This window comes from Streptomyces gobiensis, from assembly GCF_021216675.1.
In the GTDB taxonomy this organism is placed as follows: Bacteria; Actinomycetota; Actinomycetes; order Streptomycetales; family Streptomycetaceae; genus Streptomyces; species Streptomyces gobiensis.
This window is the reverse complement of sequence record NZ_CP086120.1, coordinates 4,902,656-4,919,871: the sequence shown is the minus strand read 5'-3', so window position 1 is coordinate 4,919,871 and position 17,216 is coordinate 4,902,656. Positions and strand designations below refer to the sequence as shown.

The 17,216-nt window shown below is 67.9% G+C and carries 16 protein-coding genes; 5 read left to right on the top strand and 11 right to left on the bottom strand.

Annotated elements, in window-relative coordinates:
- Window positions 1-81 precede the first annotated feature (81 nt).
- The 5 genes from test1122_RS22830 to test1122_RS22810 all read right to left on the bottom strand — a co-directional run bounded on the left by test1122_RS22830 (window position 82) and on the right by test1122_RS22810 (window position 6,891).
- Window positions 82-1,251: an XdhC family protein gene (locus test1122_RS22830; protein WP_232271042.1), complete on the bottom strand. Its 1,170-nt coding sequence runs from the start codon at window positions 1,249-1,251 to the stop codon at window positions 82-84.
- Window positions 1,252-1,307: 56 nt separating this feature from the next.
- On the bottom strand, window positions 1,308-2,756 hold the full coding sequence (locus test1122_RS22825) for an NCS2 family permease (protein WP_232271041.1): 1,449 nt from the start codon (window positions 2,754-2,756) through the stop codon (window positions 1,308-1,310).
- Between the two features lie 227 nt (window positions 2,757-2,983).
- Window positions 2,984-5,374, bottom strand: coding sequence for a xanthine dehydrogenase subunit D (gene pucD / locus test1122_RS22820; protein ID WP_232271040.1), 2,391 nt, complete (start codon window positions 5,372-5,374; stop codon window positions 2,984-2,986).
- 3 nt (window positions 5,375-5,377) lie between these two features.
- Entirely contained in the window at window positions 5,378-5,992 is a 615-nt protein-coding gene (locus tag test1122_RS22815) for a (2Fe-2S)-binding protein (protein WP_232271039.1), read from the bottom strand.
- Window positions 5,983-6,891 carry an FAD binding domain-containing protein gene (locus test1122_RS22810; RefSeq protein ID WP_232271038.1) on the bottom strand — a complete coding sequence of 303 codons (909 nt, stop codon included), beginning with the start codon at window positions 6,889-6,891 and terminating at the stop codon, window positions 5,983-5,985. The genes test1122_RS22815 and test1122_RS22810 overlap by 10 nt, the downstream gene beginning before the upstream one ends.
- Window positions 6,892-7,152: 261 nt before the next feature.
- On the opposite strand from test1122_RS22810, the gene test1122_RS22805 reads away from it, so the two are divergent.
- Window positions 7,153-8,835 carry a PucR family transcriptional regulator gene (locus test1122_RS22805; RefSeq protein ID WP_232272035.1) on the top strand — a complete coding sequence of 561 codons (1,683 nt, stop codon included), beginning with the start codon at window positions 7,153-7,155 and terminating at the stop codon, window positions 8,833-8,835.
- Here test1122_RS22805 and test1122_RS22800 read toward each other — a convergent pair.
- Complete coding sequence (locus test1122_RS22800; protein WP_232271037.1) at window positions 8,822-9,661, bottom strand: hypothetical protein; 840 nt, start codon at window positions 9,659-9,661, stop codon at window positions 8,822-8,824. The two genes, test1122_RS22805 and test1122_RS22800, sit on opposite strands and share 14 nt — an antisense overlap.
- Window positions 9,662-10,419: 758 nt before the next feature.
- Here test1122_RS22800 and test1122_RS22795 point away from each other — a divergent pair.
- Window positions 10,420-10,986, top strand: coding sequence for an HAD hydrolase-like protein (locus test1122_RS22795; RefSeq protein WP_232271036.1), 567 nt, complete (start codon window positions 10,420-10,422; stop codon window positions 10,984-10,986).
- Between the two features lie 536 nt (window positions 10,987-11,522).
- Here test1122_RS22795 and test1122_RS22790 read toward each other — a convergent pair.
- The 3 genes from test1122_RS22790 to test1122_RS22780 all read right to left on the bottom strand — a co-directional run bounded on the left by test1122_RS22790 (window position 11,523) and on the right by test1122_RS22780 (window position 12,861).
- Window positions 11,523-12,050 carry an aspartate carbamoyltransferase gene (locus test1122_RS22790; protein ID WP_232271035.1) on the bottom strand — a complete coding sequence of 176 codons (528 nt, stop codon included), beginning with the start codon at window positions 12,048-12,050 and terminating at the stop codon, window positions 11,523-11,525.
- Complete coding sequence (locus tag test1122_RS22785; RefSeq protein WP_232271034.1) at window positions 12,043-12,486, bottom strand: MarR family winged helix-turn-helix transcriptional regulator; 444 nt, start codon at window positions 12,484-12,486, stop codon at window positions 12,043-12,045. The genes test1122_RS22790 and test1122_RS22785 overlap by 8 nt, the downstream gene beginning before the upstream one ends.
- Window positions 12,487-12,621: 135 nt before the next feature.
- A complete protein-coding gene (locus tag test1122_RS22780; RefSeq protein WP_232271033.1) occupies window positions 12,622-12,861 on the bottom strand; it encodes a hypothetical protein in 240 nt (79 codons plus the stop codon).
- An 88-nt stretch (window positions 12,862-12,949) separates the two neighbouring features.
- Between test1122_RS22780 and test1122_RS22775 the strand changes: the two genes are divergently transcribed.
- The 3 genes from test1122_RS22775 to test1122_RS22765 all read left to right on the top strand — a co-directional run bounded on the left by test1122_RS22775 (window position 12,950) and on the right by test1122_RS22765 (window position 14,958).
- Entirely contained in the window at window positions 12,950-13,648 is a 699-nt protein-coding gene (locus tag test1122_RS22775; protein WP_232271032.1) for a DUF5753 domain-containing protein, read from the top strand.
- On the top strand, window positions 13,645-13,881 hold the full coding sequence (locus tag test1122_RS22770) for a DUF397 domain-containing protein (RefSeq protein ID WP_232271031.1): 237 nt from the start codon (window positions 13,645-13,647) through the stop codon (window positions 13,879-13,881). Before test1122_RS22775 ends, test1122_RS22770 begins: the two co-directional genes overlap by 4 nt.
- Before the next feature lie 201 nt (window positions 13,882-14,082).
- The gene (locus tag test1122_RS22765; RefSeq protein ID WP_338423562.1) at window positions 14,083-14,958 is read left to right on the top strand and encodes a hypothetical protein; all 876 of its coding nucleotides are present in this window, start codon (window positions 14,083-14,085) and stop codon (window positions 14,956-14,958) included.
- A gap of 170 nt (window positions 14,959-15,128) precedes the next feature.
- On the opposite strand, the gene test1122_RS22760 is transcribed toward test1122_RS22765, so the two are convergent.
- Both test1122_RS22760 and test1122_RS22755 read right to left on the bottom strand, forming a co-directional pair.
- Window positions 15,129-16,121 (bottom strand): asparaginase, encoded by a 993-nt coding sequence (locus test1122_RS22760; RefSeq protein WP_232271030.1) that lies wholly within the window; start codon window positions 16,119-16,121, stop codon window positions 15,129-15,131.
- Between the two features lie 601 nt (window positions 16,122-16,722).
- Window positions 16,723-17,178: a helix-turn-helix domain-containing protein gene (locus test1122_RS22755; RefSeq protein WP_232271029.1), complete on the bottom strand. Its 456-nt coding sequence runs from the start codon at window positions 17,176-17,178 to the stop codon at window positions 16,723-16,725.
- Window positions 17,179-17,216 lie beyond the last annotated feature (38 nt).

The window sequence follows — 17,216 nt, the reverse complement described above, 5'->3', positions numbered from 1 at the left end:
GAGTTGGTCCAGACCAACTATGAAGCTAGCGCTGGCGCTTGGGCACGTCCAGACCCATGCGCGTACGTGGCCCGGCGCCGCTCAGGCCACCGATCCGATACGGCCCGTCGGAGCCGAGGCGCCATCGTGGTGGATGGGTGTGTGTGCTCCGGTGAGCGGGACACCGGAGCCGCCATGGCGGCTCGCGATGATCTCGGCGGCGATGGACAGCGCGGTCTCCTCGGGCGTACGGGCGCCCAGGTCGAGGCCGATCGGAGAGCGCAGCCTGGCCAGTTCCAGCTCAGAGACCCCGGCGTCCCGCAGCCGCTGCAGGCGATCCTCATGGGTGCGCCGGGAGCCCATCGCGCCGACGTAGGCGACGGGCAGCCGCAGCGCGCGTTCCAGCAGCGGGATGTCGAACTTGGCATCGTGGGTCAGGACACACAGCACGGTACGGCTGTCCAGCTCCTGGCTGTCGAGGTAGCGGTGCGGCCAGTCGACGACGATCTCGTCGGCTTCGGGGAAGCGGGTGGCGGTGGCGAAGACCGGCCGGGCGTCACAGACCGTGACGTGGTAGCCCAGGAATTTTCCGATACGGACCAGGGCCGAGGCGAAGTCGATGGCGCCGAAGACCAGCATCCGTGGCGGCGGCACACTGGACTCGACCAGCAGGATGACCGGCTCACCGCAGCGGCTGCCGTCGGCGCCGATCTCGACGGTGGCCGTCCGGCCACCGTCCAGCAGGGCCTGGGCCTCAGCCGCAGCTGTACGGTCCAGCTCGGGGTGGCCGCCGAGCGTGCCCTCATACGTAGCGTCCGGACGCACATACAGCGCCCGGCCCATCAGGTCAGCGGGGCCCGAGACAATGCGCGCGACCGCCGCCGCCTCCCCTCTGGCGGCGGCGGCCAGCGCCTCGGCGAGGACCGGGCGGAGCGCCGTATCGGCAGCCCGGGATGTCCCCGCGCGTACGGGGGTGACAAGGACATCGATAACGCCGCCGCAGGTCAGGCCCACGGCGAAGGCGTCCTCATCGCTGTACCCGAAGCGCTCCGTGACGGACTCACCCGTCTCGAGCGCCTGCTGGCACAGCTCGTAGACCGCGCCCTCCACGCAACCGCCGGAGACTGAGCCGATCGCCGTGCCTTCGGCGTCGACCGCGAGGGCCGCGCCAGGCTGACGGGGCGCGCTGCCGTTTGTCGCCACCACGGTGGCGACGGCGAAGTCACGTCCCTGCTCGCACCACCGGCTCAGCTCTTCGGCGATGTCCAGCATGGCAGTCTCCTTGTCTGCGGTTGCGGGGAGGGCACGGCATTGGTCCCTCCCCGGGCTCAGTGCCCGATGTCGTTGAAGGCGAAGTTGAAGATGAACAGCGCCGTGAGGATCCACATGAACAGTCCCGGCTCGCGCCACTTGCCCTGCGCAAGCTTGATCGCGCTGTAGGCGATGACGCCCGCAGCGACACCGGTGACGATGTTGAAGGTGAACGGCATCAGTACCGCGGTCAGGAAGACCGGGATGGCGATCGAGCGGTCCTTCCAGTCCACGTGCCGGGCGTTCTGCATCATCATCGCGCCGATGACCACCAGAGCGGCAGCAGCGACCTCACCAGGAACAAGCCCCGCCAGCGGGGTGAACAGCAGCATCGCGGCGAAGATCAGGCCGGTGACGGTGGCCGACAGACCGGTCCGGGCGCCCTCGCCGACACCACTGGCCGACTCGATGAAGACCGTCTGGCCCGAGGCGCTGGAGGCACCGCCGATGGCGCCACCGGCACCGTCGATCAGCAGGGCCTTGTTGAGACCGGGCATCCGGCCCTTCGCATCGGCCAGCTTGGCCTCCTGGCCGACGGCGATGATGGTGGCCATCGCGTCGAAGAAGCCCGCCAGTACCAGGGTGAAGACAATCATGGTGACCGTCGTCGCGCCGAGCTTGGCGAAGCCGCCGAATGAAACCTGCCCGAAGAGACTGAAGTCTGGCGAGGAGAGGAGGCTGCCGGAGATCTCCGGGCTGGACAGGCCCCAGTCCTTGTCCGTCAGGCCGTAGATCCAGGTGACGGCCAGGGAGAAGGCGGTGCCCACCCCGATACCGATCAGGATCGCCCCGGGGATGTTGCGGGCCAGCAGCATGAAGATGGCCAGCAGGGTGATGCAGAAGGCGAAGACCGGCCAGCCCGCCAGATGGCCGCCCACACCAAGGGTGACCGGCGGACCGCCTTCGGCGCCACGGCCGACGAAGCCAGCCTTCTCCAGGCCGATCATCGCGACAAAGAGTCCGATACCGATGGTGATGGCGTGCTTGAGCCCCATCGGGATCGCGTTCATGATCTTTTCACGGAGACCGGTGATCACAAGAAGCATGATCAGGACGCCGTAGATCACGCACATGCCCATGGCCTGCGGCCAGGTCATGCCGGGGACGACCTGAGTCGCCAGGACGCCGGAGACGCTGAGTCCGGCGGCGAGCGCGAGCGGCACCTTGCCGATCACACCCATCAGGATGGTCGTCACCGCGGCGGCCAACGCCGTCGCGGTCACGACCGCGGAGGCGTTGAGCGTGTTGCCGTTGACGTCCTCGACGCTCAGGATGAGCGGATTCAGCAGGAGGATGTACGCCATCGCCATAAAGGTGGTGATGCCGCCGCGGACCTCCCGGCCCACCGTTGACTGACGTGCTGATATGTGGAAGTACCGGTCGAGCCAGCCTCTTCCAGCGGGTGGGCGAGAGCCGGTGCCTGAGGCCTCTGGTGAGGTTTTCGGCTCTACTGATGACTGTGCCATTGTGCCAACTCCCAAGGTTCACAGGGGCACCCGCAGAACGGTTGAACCGCGCGGGATTTGGGATGCACGACGCGGGGAACGGCCCGAGACGAACGTGGGTACTTACTGGGTGCTGCTCATATGGGGGGGTTACGTGGGGGGTGATACGTGGGGGGTATGGGGGGTTTATGTGGGGGGCGGTAGGGGCGGAGCTTCCAGGCGGGGCGACGGCCCCGACCGGAAGTTTTTCATGTGCCGGTCAGGTGTTCGGGACGGACCGGCACGCGCTTGAGGGCCAGGCCGGTGGCCTGGCGGATGGCCGCGACCACGGCCGGGGTGGACGAGAGCGTGGGTGCCTCGCCCATACCCCGCAAGCCGTAGGGCGCGTTCGGGTCGGCCAGCTCCAGGACATCGACCGGGATGGTCGGGGTGTCGAGGATGGTCGGGATCAGATAGTCGGTGAAGGAGGGGTTGCGGACCTTGGCCTTCGGGTCCACGACGATCTCCTCCATGACCGCCAGGCCGAGGCCCTGGGTCGTACCGCCCTGGATCTGGCCGACGACGGACTGGGGGTTGAGCGCCTTGCCGACGTCCTGGGCGCAGGCCAGTTCGATGACCTTGACCAGGCCGAGCTCGGTGTCGACCTCGACGACCGCACGGTGGGCCGCGAAGGAGTACTGGACGTGACCCTGGCCCTGGCCGGTCTTCAGATCGAAGGCCTCGGTCGGGCGGTGCCGCCATTCGAGCTCGATGTCGATCGACTCGCCCTCGATGACGTCCACCAGGTCGGCCAGCACCTCGCCGCCGTCGGTGACGACCTTGCCGTCCTCCAGGAGCAGCTCCGCGGTGGCCCAGGCGGGGTGGTACGTGCCGAACTTGGCACGGCCCAGCTCCAGCACCTTCTCGCGGACGGCCTCACAGGTGTTCTTCACCGCGCCACCGGTGACATACGTCTGCCGGGAGGCTGAGGTGGAGCCCGCCGAGCCGACCTGGGTGTCGGCCGGGTTGATGGTCACCTGGGTGACGCCCAGCTCGGTGCGGGCGATCTGGGCGTGCACGGTGACGCCGCCCTGGCCGACCTCGGCCATCGCGGTGTGCACCAGGGCGACCGGCTCGCCGTTGATGACCTCAAGCCGGACGCGGGCCGTGGAGTAGTCGTCGAAGCCCTCGGAGAAACCGACGTTCTTGATGCCTACGGCATATCCCACACCGCGGACGACGCCCTCACCATGGGTGGTGTTGGACAGCCCGCCGGGCAGGGCCCGTACATCGGTGTCGGTGCCGGACTCATCGCCGGTCTCCCACTGCTTCTCGGGCGGCAGCGGCATGGCCTTGACCCGGCGGAGGATCTCGGCGACCGGGGCCGGGGAGTCCACCTCCTGGCCGGTGGGCATGATCGTGCCCTGCGTCATGGCGTTCAGCTGGCGGAGTTCCACCGGGTCCATGCCCAGCTTCTCCGCGAGCTTGTCCATCTGCGCCTCATAGGCGAAGCACGCCTGCACCGCGCCGAAGCCGCGCATGGCGCCACAGGGCGGGTTATTGGTGTAGAGCGCGATGGCCTCGATCTCGACATCGTCGATGACATACGGGCCGACGCTCAGGGACGACGCGTTGCCGACGACGGCCGGGGACGCGGAGGCGTAGGCGCCGCCGTCCAGCACGATCCGGCACTTCATGTGCGTGATCTTGCCGTCCTTGGTGGCCCCGTGCTCGTACCAGAGCTTGGCCGGGTGCCGGTGGACATGGCCGAAGAAGGACTCAAACCGGTTGTAGACGATCTTGACCGGCTTGCCGGTGCGCAGCGCCAGCAGGCACGCGTGGATCTGCATGGACAGATCCTCCCGGCCGCCGAAGGCACCGCCGACGCCGGAGAGCGTCATCCGCACCTTGTCCTCGGGCAGACCCAGCACCGGGGCGATCTGCCGGAGGTCCGAGTGCAGCCACTGGGTGGCGATGTACAGATCGACGCCACCGTCCTCGGCCGGTACGGCGAGGCCGGACTCCGGGCCGAGGAAGGCCTGGTCCTGCATGCCGACCTCGTACTCGCCCGAGACGATCACATCGGCCTTGGCCTTGGCCGCTGCCACATCGCCACGGACGATCGGCTGCCGGTGTACGACGTTCGGGTGCGGCACATGACCGGCGTGATGGTCGTCGCGGCCCTCGTGCAGCAGCGGGGCGTCCTCGGCGAGCGCGGACTCCTCATCGTGGACGACGGGCAGCTCGGCGTACTCGACCTTGATCTTCGCGGCGGCGCGGCGCGCGGTCTCCGGGTGGTCGGCGGCGACAATGGCCACCGGCTCACCGTGGTGCCGTACCCGGCCATGGGCCAGTACCGGGGTGTCCTGGATCTCCAGACCGTAGTTCTTGACCTCGGTCGGCAGATCGTCGTAGGTCAGCACGGCGTAGACACCGGCCTGCGCCAGCGCCTCGGAGGTGTCGATCGACTTGATCTCGGCGTGCGCGTGCGGGCTGCGGAGCGTAAAGCCCCACAGCATGTCCTCGTGCCACATGTCCGAGGAGTACGCGAACTCGCCGGTCACCTTCAGGGTGCCATCGGGGCGCAGCGTGGATTCGCCGATGCCGCCCTTGGTCTGGCTGCCCTGGGTGAGGCTGGTGGGAGTGCGCGTGACACCCATGGGTCAGGCCCCCGTTCCTGCGGTCGCGGACGTGTCCGCCTCGCCGCGCGCCGCCGCGAGGCGGACCGCGTCGAGGATCTTCTCGTAGCCGGTGCAGCGGCACAGATTGCCGGACAGCGCCTCTCGGATGTCGGCGTCGCTGGGCTGCGGGTTGCGCTCGATCAGCTCATCGGCGGCGACCAGCAGACCCGGAGTGCAGAAGCCGCACTGGACCGCGCCGGCGTCGATGAAGGCCTGCTGGACCGGGGAGAGCGGGGTGTTCTTGCCGGTCTGCGAGTCGGCGGGCCTGGCCTGCCACTGCTGGGCGGCGCCCAGGTCCGTACCGCCGCCACCGCAGGCGCCCGTGGCGCAGCCGCCCTCGGCACGCTGCTTGGCGTAGTCCGCCAGGCCCTCGACGGTGACGACCTCGCGGCCCTCGACCTGGCCTGCGGCCACCAGGCAGGCGCAGACCGGCTCGCCGTCGAGGCGGACCGTACAGGAGCCGCACTCGCCCTGCTCGCAGGCGTTCTTGGAGCCCGGGAGGCCCATGCGCTCACGCAGGACGTAGAGGAGGCTCTCGCCCTCCCAGACGTCGTCTGCCTCATGTGGACGGCCATTGACCGTGAAGTTCACGCGCACTGTGCGCCTCCCTCGGAGTTACGGGCGCTGTGGCCCATGCCGCGGTATGTGTCCCAGGTCCAGCCGAGGGTGCGGCGGGCCATGATGGACACCGCGTGCCGGCGGTACTTCGCGCTGCCGCGCACATCGTCGATGGGGTTGCAGGCGGCGGCGGCCAGCTCCCCGAACTGCCGGGCGATCGACGGGGTAATGATCTTGCCGCTCTCCCAGAAGCCGCCGTCGGCGAGCGCGGCGTTCAGAAAGTCCTCCGCCTCCCGGGCCCGGATGGGTGTCGGGGCGGCCGAGCCGATGCCGGTCTTCACCGTGCGGGTCTCGGGGTGCAGTGCGATACCGAACGCGCAGACCGCGATGACCATGGCGTTACGGGTGCCGACCTTGGAAAACTGCTGCGGACCGCTGGCCTTCTTGATGTGCACGGTCTTGATCAGCTCATCCTCGGCGAGCGCGTTGCGCTTGACCCCGGTGAAGAACTCGTCGATCGGGATGAAGCGGGTGCCGCGCACCGACTCCACCTCGACCTCGGTTCCGGCCGAGAGCAGTGCCGGATGGGAGTCCCCGGCCGGGGAGGCGGCTCCGAGATTGCCGCCGACGCTGCCGCGGTTACGGATCTGGGGGGATCCGACGGTGTGACCTGCCAGGGCGAGACCCGGCAGCTCGTCGCGCAGGTTCTCTATGATCTTCGTGTAGGGAACCGAGGCGCCCAGCCGGACGTTCTCCTCTCCGACCTCCCACTCACGCAGATCGCTGATGCGGTTCAGGTCAAGCAGGTACTCGGGCCGACGGTGGTCAAAGTTAAGCTCGACCATCACGTCGGTGCCGCCCGCGATGGGCACAGCCGTGGGGTGCTCTGCCTTCGCCGCGAGCGCCTCCTCCCAACTGGCGGGGCGCAGGAAGTCCATGGATGTCTCTTCTCGGATCGCTCGAGGTGCTGTATGGCCCTAGCCTGAGAGCCATTCGGCCCTTGCCTGAGGGGCCCGTTCATGTGGTGTTCATCTCGTGTGGCCCAAGTAGACCGTCCGTGTGAGCAACCGGTGCAGTCACCGAAGGCATGAAGCGATTGGCTGGCCAGCCACCCCGTCTTGTAGATTCGAACGAAAGACGGGTTTCTGAAGCCTCTCGTCATTACTACGGCAACACACGACAGAACGGTGAGCGACGACATGCGGCTCCGCGCACTGCTGGACACCGCCTCGCTGGGCCTGCGGCTGCTCGGCGGCGAGGAAGAACTCGACCGCACCGTCCGCGGTGTCATGACCACCGATCTACGCGACCCCAGCCGCTACCTCTCGGGGGGCGAACTGGTACTCACCGGACTGGCCTGGCGGCACGAGCCGTCCGACTCTGAGCGTTTCGTACGAACCCTGACCACCGCTGGAGTCGCCGGACTGGCGGCGGGCGAGGCCGAGTTGGGCGCCATCCCCGACGATCTGATCGCCGCTTGTGCGAACCACCGGCTGCCGCTCTTCGCCGTCAACGAGGATGTCGCCTTTGCGACGATCACCGAGCATGTGGTGCGCAAGGTCTCCGGCGAGCGGGCCGGGGATCTGGCCGCTGTCGTCGACCGGCACCGGCGGATGATGACCGCGGGCCCGGCGGGCGGCGGCCCCGATGTGGTGCTCGATCTGCTGGGCTCGGATCTGGATCTGCGGGCCTGGGTGCTCTCCCCCACCGGCCGCCAGGTCGCGGGCGCGGCCCCCGGCTCCACTACTCCGGAGCTGCCCCCGGCCGTGTGCGCACGGCTCGCGGGTGAGCATCTGGCGGCCGTACGGACCGGACGGCGCGGCCCGCACCGGACCATCGTCGACCAGACCACATACTCGCTCTTCCCCATCCGCAGCAACGGCCGCGATCTGCGTGAGACGGTGCTCTCCGACTGGCTGCTCGCCGTGGAGGCGGACGCCGGTGACTGGGCGGAGGAGCGGATCGATCTGCTGCAGGGCGTCACCCAGCTGATCGCGGTGGAGCGGGACCGCCGCGATGCCGCCCGTACGGTACGCCGCCGGCTGGCCCAGGAGGTCCTGGAGCTGGTGCAGGCGGGCGCGCCGCCAGCCGAGATCGCGGCCCGGCTGCGGGTCGCGGCCCCTGTCCTGCTGCCCGGCCTGGGCAGCGCCCCGCAGTGGCAGGTCGTCGTGGCCTCGGTGGAGTGGACCGGCGGGGACATCCCCGGCGGCCCGGTCGCCCAGTCACTGCTGGAGGAGACCCTGGTCGACCCGCGCACCTCGGGCCCCGACCCGGCGGACCGGATCGCCGTCGCCCACACCGGCGAGGAGGCGGTGGCCCTGGTCCCGATCCCCGGCGTCGAAGCCGACCGGGGACCCGACCAGGACACCGAGGTCGGCGCCGGGCCGGCCCTGCACGCCGACGCCCTGCTGGCCTCCGTCCGCGAACCCCTGGAGCGCGGCCTGGCGGACGACGGCCGCATCACCCTGGGCGTCAGCGCCTCCGTGCACTCCGCCGAGGGGCTGCGCGGCGCGCTGGAGGAGGCCCGGCACGCCCGCCGGGTGGCCGCGGCCCGCCCGGGGCGGATGTGCGCGGCCGGACACGAGGAGCTGGCCTCCCATGTCCTGCTGCTCCCCTTTGTCCCGGATGATGTCCGCCGCGCCTTCACCGCCCGGCTGCTGGACCCGCTGCGCGACTACGACCACCGGCACCGCGCCGAGCTGGTCCCCACCCTGGAAGCGTTCCTGGACTCCGACGGCTCCTGGACCCGCTGCGCCGGCCGCCTCCACCTGCACGTCAACACCCTGCGCTACCGGGTCGGCCGCATCGAGCAGCTCACCGGCCGCGACCTCTCCCGCCTGGAGGACAAGCTGGACTTCTTCCTGGCCCTCAGGATGAGCTGAACCCTTCCCGGCCAGCGGCGGCCTGAAAGGCGGCTCGCCAGCCGTGTCCTTGCCGGATCAGGTCAGCCGGCTCGCCAGGCCGGGCACGGGGCGGCTCGTCCGGCCCGGCGGGGACGGGGTCGGGCTTCTCCGGCTTCCGTAGATTGGGCTTTGCCCAGGCAGGCAGCGGCGGCAGATACCGCAGCAACCGCTGCCGTACAAACCCTCTGGGCGAGCGCACCCCTTCCGGCGGCAGCCCCTGCACCACCACAGCCCGGATGGTCTCCGGCCCCTCACCCCGCAGCAGATAATGCCCGGCGATCTGCGCCAACTCCCGCGCGTCATCCCCCGACAACACCAGCTCCGGCGTCGTCCGCCGCAACCGCATCAACACCCCCTCAGCCCGCACGGCATACGAGGCCAACGGCCCCGTCAACGCCGACAACCCCGCCTCCCCCTCCGGCCCGGCCTGCGACGCTGGCTTCGGCTTCGGCGCTTGCGCGGGGACAGGGAGGGGGGTCTGGACTACGTCTGTCTCGTGCCCCTCCGGGGGCCGCCGCCGGGCGGGCCGTGGAGCGGGCGAACCGGCGGCCGGTTTCGGCTGCCACTGAGCTGAGTTGAGGATCCGCACCCCCAGCCTCCGCGACTGCTCCGTGTCCTTGCCCAGCCGTACGGCCTCCTCAGCCGCCGCCCACCCGGCCTCCACCTCCGCCTTCGTCCGCAACGGCACCAGCGACGCCATCCGCTGATCCCGAATCCGCCCCTCCCCGTTCTGCCGCTTCCGCGCATGCCAATGCCCATGCTCCCGCAGGCACTTACGCGCCGCGTTGGTCTTCTCCTTCCCCATCCCCAACCCCCTGGCGACCGCGTCACTGTTCCGACCGTTCCGGGGCGCCAGCTTCACCATCGCCTGCAACAACCGCAACCCGGCATCAGACAGCCCCACCTCATAGATCAACGCTTCAGGGGTTTGCAGGAAAGGAGCACGCACAGGCGCGCTAACATCGCAGTGCATCGTCAGTGGGTCCTGTCCACTCGTCGGTGTAGGCCCTTGGTTCGGTGTTGTCCGCACCTGCCAAGGGCTGCTTCGTTACGGAAACGAAGCGAGTCGTCACCCAAGGTACACCGTCACGCGCATCATTGTGTCAAGTCGGCCTAAACATCCCCGAATTGAACCGGACCCGGCGTGCTGTCATAAACGCTCATAGGAACCGACGTCCCGGCGGTCCGAAACTGTAGCGACGGACAACCGAAGGGAGACCCACTCATGGGTGGTCACGGTAAGCCGCCGCCGGAGGAACCACCGAAGGGCCCGCCCGGCGACACGGACGGTAAGTCAGACACCGTCGGTGGCGGCGACAAGAACGCCTCGACTTGGGCCAACTCAGCAGTCACGCATAATTCGCGCTAGCCGCCAAGCTGCCCGACGTCACCTTCTACCAGCAGGCAGACGGCTGGTTCGCCCTCACCGAAGACGGCAGCTCCTGGGCGCGGATTACCGGAGCGACCATACGGCGCTACGGACTACGTAACCTCGCCGACGAGATCACCAGCGCCCTGCGCTGGTGGCATACCAAGGGCACCCCAACGCTGTACGACTTCGGCATGACAGTTACCGCTGAAACGCTGCGGCTGCACGGCATCAATCCTGAACCCGAGATCATCAGTCGCTTCACTCAGGCTGTCGCTGAGGAGCTGCGGGCTCGGTGCAGCCTCCTCGCCGAAGCGGGTCGAGTGCTGCCCGGGGCTGCCGAAGCACTGCTGGCGCTCTCCGGACTTCCTGGGGTCCATCAGTCCGCACTGACCGGCAATATGCGCACTCTGGCCGAGCTGAAGCTCACCGTCTTCGGGCTTGCCGAGCACATCGACTTCGCTGCGGGCGCATACGGCGACGACGCCACTGAGCGCACGGAACTGCTGCCCCACGCCTGGTGCCGTGCCAAGGAATATCTGAAGTACTCATACAACGGCAGCAACACCGTGATCATCGGCGACACGGTACTGGACATCGCCACCGCGCAGGCCGGGGGCGCGAGGGTCGTAGCGGTCGCAACTGGCTCCACCTCCGCTGAGAAATTGACTGCAGCAGGGGCCGATGTCGTTCTCACCGATCTATCCGATACCCCGGCCGTTCTCCGTGCTGTACGGGGAAGAGAACCTGTCGACTTGTAGCTCACTCCGAGGATTCCGCGATGTCGATGAGTTCGCGCACCGCACTATGGGTCCGGTATGCCGCAATCCGGCTGATAAAGTCAGCGGTATTCGTAGTCATCCTCGTGGACGTGACGCCACGGTTGGCGCTCACGGCCTCGTACGCTCGTTCGCAGGCCCCATCGATATCCCGCTTAGACAGAGCGATGTCGGCAAGTCTCAAACCGTAGTTCACCTGGTCACGTAGGTGGGCATCGCGACGACCGTTGCGACGGATCGCCAACGCCTCCGCCAAGTGAACTCTCGGCCTCGTCCAACTCCCCGATATGCATCAAGCACGTGCCCTGCTGAGCACGCAGCTCCGCCTCATCGAAGTAGTCCAGCCACACCGGCGCGCCAAGGCATGCGGGAGAAGCACGGTGCATCCGGTGTCAGCACGACGGGTCGAGCCCCCCGGCGACTCGACCGAACCAGCTTGCATAAGCCGCCTAATCGTGGCCTCCGGACGTGCTGCTACGTCCGAGCTCACAGTTCCCACTTGTCGACAGGCCGCCGGTTCAATGGCCGGGCTTGGCGTGCGCGCCGTGGTCGCCGAGCTGGGCTTCGAACCAGCTGTGCAGGGCGTCGACCAGCGCGGAATCATCCGTGGCGTAGGTCAAGGTGGCTCCGTCCGCCCGTTCCTCGTACCGCACCTCGAAACGGTCATAGCCGTCCTGGAGCTCGGCAAGGCCGGGCATGTCCGCGCCGTGGATCCGAGATGGGTCTGAGAAGTCACCCCGGCTGAACGCCTGGGCCTCCTTTCGCAGATGCGCGCGTATCAGGTCGACCTGCTCGGCATCGCCGCGCTGGTCGGCCACGACGTCCTGGATTCCGCCCGTTGCCGTGGGCGTGAAGCGGTGCGTGGTCTGTTCGAGGTCGAAGGGCATCACGCTCTGGCCCCGCTCGGCCACCGCCTTCTGCCGGTCTGTCTGCCGGTCGCCCGAATCCTGCTGCGATCCGCCGGCCACCAGGGCCACAGCCACCGCCACGCCGATGACGGCCACAGCCGCACCCGCCCCCAGGGCCCGGCGTCTGCCGTTACTCATCCAGTGCCTCCACCATGACATCGAGGGCGTGCAGTACGCCCGCTCGTTCGTGATCCGGGATCGATTCAAGTAGTCGGGAGAACCGCTCCCGTCGTGCTTCGTCCAGGTTCTGCGCAGCTCGCCGTCCCGAGGAGGTGAGTCGCAGTACGACGCCCCGTCCGTCGTCGAGTGCCGGGACGCGTTCCACCCAGCCGCGAGCGGACAGCTGCCCGACCAGCCGACTCACGGTGCTCTTCTGCAGCCGCAGCCGACGGGTCAGTTCGACCTGCCGCAGTTCGCCTTCCTGCGCCAACTCGCCCAGGGCATGCGCCTCGGAGACGGAGATCGGCTGGCCACAGGGAGTTGTTTCCGGCTGGTGCAGCCCGAAGGCGCGGATGAAACTCCCCAGTGCCTTCTGGAAAACAACCGGGTCATCAGTCCTGCGATCCCTCGACATGGTTCGACCATACAACCAGAACGTTTGACTGTGCAACCAGTTGCCTGTGGCTCGGCCTTGAGGAGCAACGGACTGCGGCTGGCGTTACCCCGGCCGCGTGATGGCGGCCGGGGTCCTCTGCGTGTAGGTGACGGTTCAGCCGCAGCACCGCAGCGCCACCCCTGTCCACCTGTGGCGGATCGTGGGCATGCTGCTGACCTGAACGGGCAAGAACGCCCGCAGGAGCAGGGTCGCGGTAGCCACCTTGTCCGCGAACGAGGCCTCGGCTGCATACACCTGGGCACCGAAATCGAGGAGGTTCGCGGTGGCCAGAGCGATCCCGGCAAGGACGCCGCCCGAGTCAGGAATGCGTGGGCGACAGTGCCGGGCGGTCACCGACTCTCCTCCGTCTCGGCTGCCCGATCCAACAGCTGCGTCTGGGTAACCAGCGACTGGCGCTCGGTGCAGTCGGTCAGGCGCCGACTTGCGCAAACTGCTCGCCCGGTACGGGATCACAGACGAGGAGAGCGTCGACCGGCTACTGGCAATCCAGCGCGAAGGCTCCAGCCGGGAGTGGTGGACCCAGTTCAAAGGGTCCATGCCTTCTGGCATGCCGCGCTTCGTCGGTATTGAGTCCGCAGCCCAGGAGATCCAGGCCTTCCATCCGGTGGTGGTCCTGGGCCTGCTGCAGACCGAGCGCTACGCACGGGCCCTGTACGAGATCGCCAAGCAGGTCGAGGACACCACCAACGAGTTCATCCAGCAGGGCGTACAGCTGAGAATGAAACGCAAGGAGTACCTCACCCGCGATGAGGAGCCCGGCAAGCTGTGGGCCATCCTCTACGAGCCCGCGCTCCGCTACATCGTCGGCGATACCGACGTCATGCGTGAACAGTACGACGAGATCACCAATCTGGCTGCACTTGACAACATGACCGTGCAGGTCCTCCCACATACCGTACGCGGGTATGTCGCCGTAAATGACTTCAGCATCCTGAATCTCGGTGACACACTGCCGACCACGATTCAGGTGGACAACGCGTGGGGCGCATCGTCGGTCTCCGACACACCCCGCGAGGTCGCAAAATTCTCACGGAAGTTCAACGCCTTGGTGGCATCGTCCCTGCCGCCCGAGGACACCCCGAAGTTCCTGCAACAACTATCGCGAGAGATCACCGAATGACCGCTCCCACCCGCACCTTCACAGCCCCTGACCTCGCCGGTGTCGCTGACTGGTTCAAGTCCTCCTACAGCAGCGGCTCCGGCAACAACTGCCTGGAGGTCGCCGACCTAACTCAGACCACCTACAACGGGGTCGCAATCCGCGACTCCAAAACCCCCCAGGGTCCGGCGCTGCTGATCCGGCCCGAGCGCTTCAACGCGTTCATCGCCGACGTACGCAACGGACGACGCTGAGAGTGGCCCGCTCCGTCACTGGAGGCGGGCCACCATCGCATATCCTCGTCCCCGACCCGGTTATCAGCACGAACTCCAGTAAATAAGCACGGTCTTGGAGTAAATCCGAATCTCCAAGGCGAATCGGCGCAGGTTCGCCCTCTCGCCAGGCCGGGCGCCTGCCCGCATGAGGAGACCGCCTACGCCAGGACCCGCACCCTGGTGTCCCGCGACACCCATGACACCGTCACCGCCGTCTCCCCCGATGACGGGCTGGCCTACCACCACGAGCCCGCCACCCGCCGGTTGGACATCGCCGGATGCGCAGCTGAGCCAGTAGCCCTGGCCGCTGCCCGGATCGCCCGTGACACCGCACGGGGCATGCTGCTGCGGTCCGGCTGGACCCTGCTGCACGCCTCCGCCGTCGTGCGAGACGACCAGACTCTCCTGGCCTTCGGGTCCAAAGGCGCGGGCAAGACCACCACCGCACTCGCGCTGGCCACCCGCGGCTGGGAACTACTGGCCAACGACCGCGTCTTCATCCGTCCCGACAGCGCAGGCCAGCTGAACGTTCTGCCCTGGCCGGCCGCAGCGGCCATCGGGCTCGGCCTGCTGGACGCGCTCGGCTGGTACGACACCGCCCGCACCCGCATCAAGGCCGGTGAACAGCTCCACCCAACACAGCATCAACGAGTGACCGACGCCCTCCTGGCGGGACGGCGCACACCCCTGTGGGACAAGAACGGCTCCCGGGAGCTGAAGAGCCAGGTCTTTCCCGACCAGTTCGCTGCCTGGTTCGGCCTCACCCTAGCCACCGGTGGCCAGGCCTCCACGCTGCTGTTCCCGCAGATCCACCCTGGCGCAGCCCCGGTCGCAGTAGATGACCAGCGCACGCTAGCTGACACCGACTTCATGACCGGGAGCACCGAGGACCGCTACCCCGACATCTTCGGCCTGCTGAAGGTGGACGGCGGCGGCAGCTCCGAAGCCCGCACCCACATCGCTGGCGCGTTGGCCAAGCTCCCCCACCACAGCGTCGTGCTCGGTCATGACATCGCGGCCAACACGGACTTCCTCACCCGACTCCTCACCTCATAGCAGGCTTCTCACCGGAGCGCCCGCCCTTTCACCGGCTGCTCGGCCTGCTGAGTGGCGCCCTGCAGCCCCTAACTCAGGCTTGTTCCTCTCTGTCCGCTTCGGTCATGCCGAATGCTCGACTGGGCGAGCATCATGAGCGCGCATGATCGGGGCGTCGAGAGGATTACCGATCAGCTGATCGCCGCAGCGAAAGCCTCGCGGATGGTCGCTTGGTCGGCTCCCTGGGCAATGAGGGCATGCAGCAGGAGCCGGGCCTGGTACGGGCTGAGGTCGCCCCCGCAGATGAGCCCACGGTCGAGCAAGTCCTTCTCCGAACCGGGAAAACTGTAGGTGGCGGAGAGCACGGGCCCGTTGCCAATGCGGGACGCGAGCACTACGGGAACGCGGGATGCGAGCTTGGTGAGCCCTTCGACGAGGCGTTCAGGCACATGGCCAACACCGAAGGCCGCGACCACAAGCCCGTCGCATCTGCCGTCCCACAGATCGAGCAGCACACCGTCATCGCCGAGGGTGACCGTGTACAGGCCCACGCGCGCTTCTCGAGCCGGAAGCTTCATCGCTGACGCACGCGGCGGCACATTCGCTGCTAGGTGCACACGCCCCTCAGTGATGCGGCCCACAGGCCCGCATGCCGGGGAGGTGAACGCGGCAGGGCTGGTTGTGTGGGACTTCCGAACCGCCCGGGCCGCGTGGATCTCGTCCCCTAGCACCACCACACAACCGGCTCCACGTAGACAAGGATCGGCGGCGGCCAGCACGGCTGCGTAGATGTTGGCTGGACCGTCCGCGCCCGGAAGCGTTGGGTTCCGCATCGCCCCGGTTACGACGATGGGCTGCGCACGGTGGTGATACAGGCCGAGGAGAAAGGCCGTCTCTTCGATGGTGTCGGTGCCTTGAGTGATGACCACACCATCGACGTCACCGCGATCCAGTTCGGTGTCGATCGCCTCAAACAGCGCGGTGAGATCATCGAAAGTGAGGGAAGCACCCGGAACCCGACGGAAGTCATGGACCTTCAAGGTGATACCGCTTGAGGACAATGAAGGCACGGCGGCCAGCAGCTCCTGAGCCGACAGCGCCGGTACGACGCCTCCTGTATCAGCATCAGTAGTCATCGCGATCGTGCCACCCAGGGAGAAAACAGCCACGGTCCTGCGTGCCATGTTCGTACCCACTGCTCCCTAGTCGCAGCTCTCAGGTGCCCGATCCCGCGGATCTTCGTGCAGGCTATCGGGTCGATGCGGTCCGAGCAGTGGATACGGCGGTGAACTTAGCTGCCACGGAACAGCAGGCCGCATCAAGACCAACAAGCTCAAGGTGGCGGGTACGTGGCCGCCCCCCAGGAGGCGCCTCCCGCCTGGGAGCGCCCCCAGCCGTAGCTGGGGGAGGAACGGCTGCCCACAACAGGGCGCGGGCCGGGCTTGCGAAGGCCCGCCCGGTGCGACGGGGGATGCACACCGGGCGGGCACAAGACCTTTCTACCTCATGGAGGAACGGTTGTGCATCACATGGCTGTTCGCTTTTCCGGATCCCAGCGGGCCGGGAGCGAGATCAAGCCACACGCTCGGATCGAGGGTCGCCACCGCACCTCCGTACGCGTGGGGGCACCTCCCAGCGATAGCTGGGGGAGTCCAGTGAGAGGCCGGGGAGAAGCCGGTGGGTGTGGGTCGCAGGGGCGGCGCCGGGCCGGCCTGCCGCCCGGCGCCGCCCTTGTCGCAGGCGGCCCAGACCCCCGTCCAAGGCCGCCTCGTCCGGGAGGCGCGGTCAGTTACGGAGCTCACCACCATCTGGGTCCGGCTGGCCCGGTGGAAGGTTCATCTGCTCGCGGAACTGGCTGATGATGGTGGTGAGGCTGTCCTGTACCTCGGGCGGCAGGCCGACAGAACGCAGCGCGATGGCGCGTACGCGCTGATCGCGCATGGCGACGAGGAACTGGACCTCCTCCTCCACCCGCTCGGCCTGTGCTTGCGACAGATCACCCAGCAGATATCCGACCGGCACGGCGAAGAACTTGGCGAGCGCGCGCAGCACGTCCGGACTGGGGTTGGCGCGCTTGGCGTTGCGCAGCATCGACAGATACTGCTCGCTGAGGCTGATCCCGCCGTACTCGTCGGTCCTGCGGCTGATCTCCTCGGCCACATAGGCGTTGGTGTACGGGGAGCCGGGCGGATGCATATTCGCGAACAGATAGTTGAGCCGTTCGGCGAGCCCGGCTGCCATTCGTACCATCCTCACGGTCAGTTAAGCGCAACTACCCA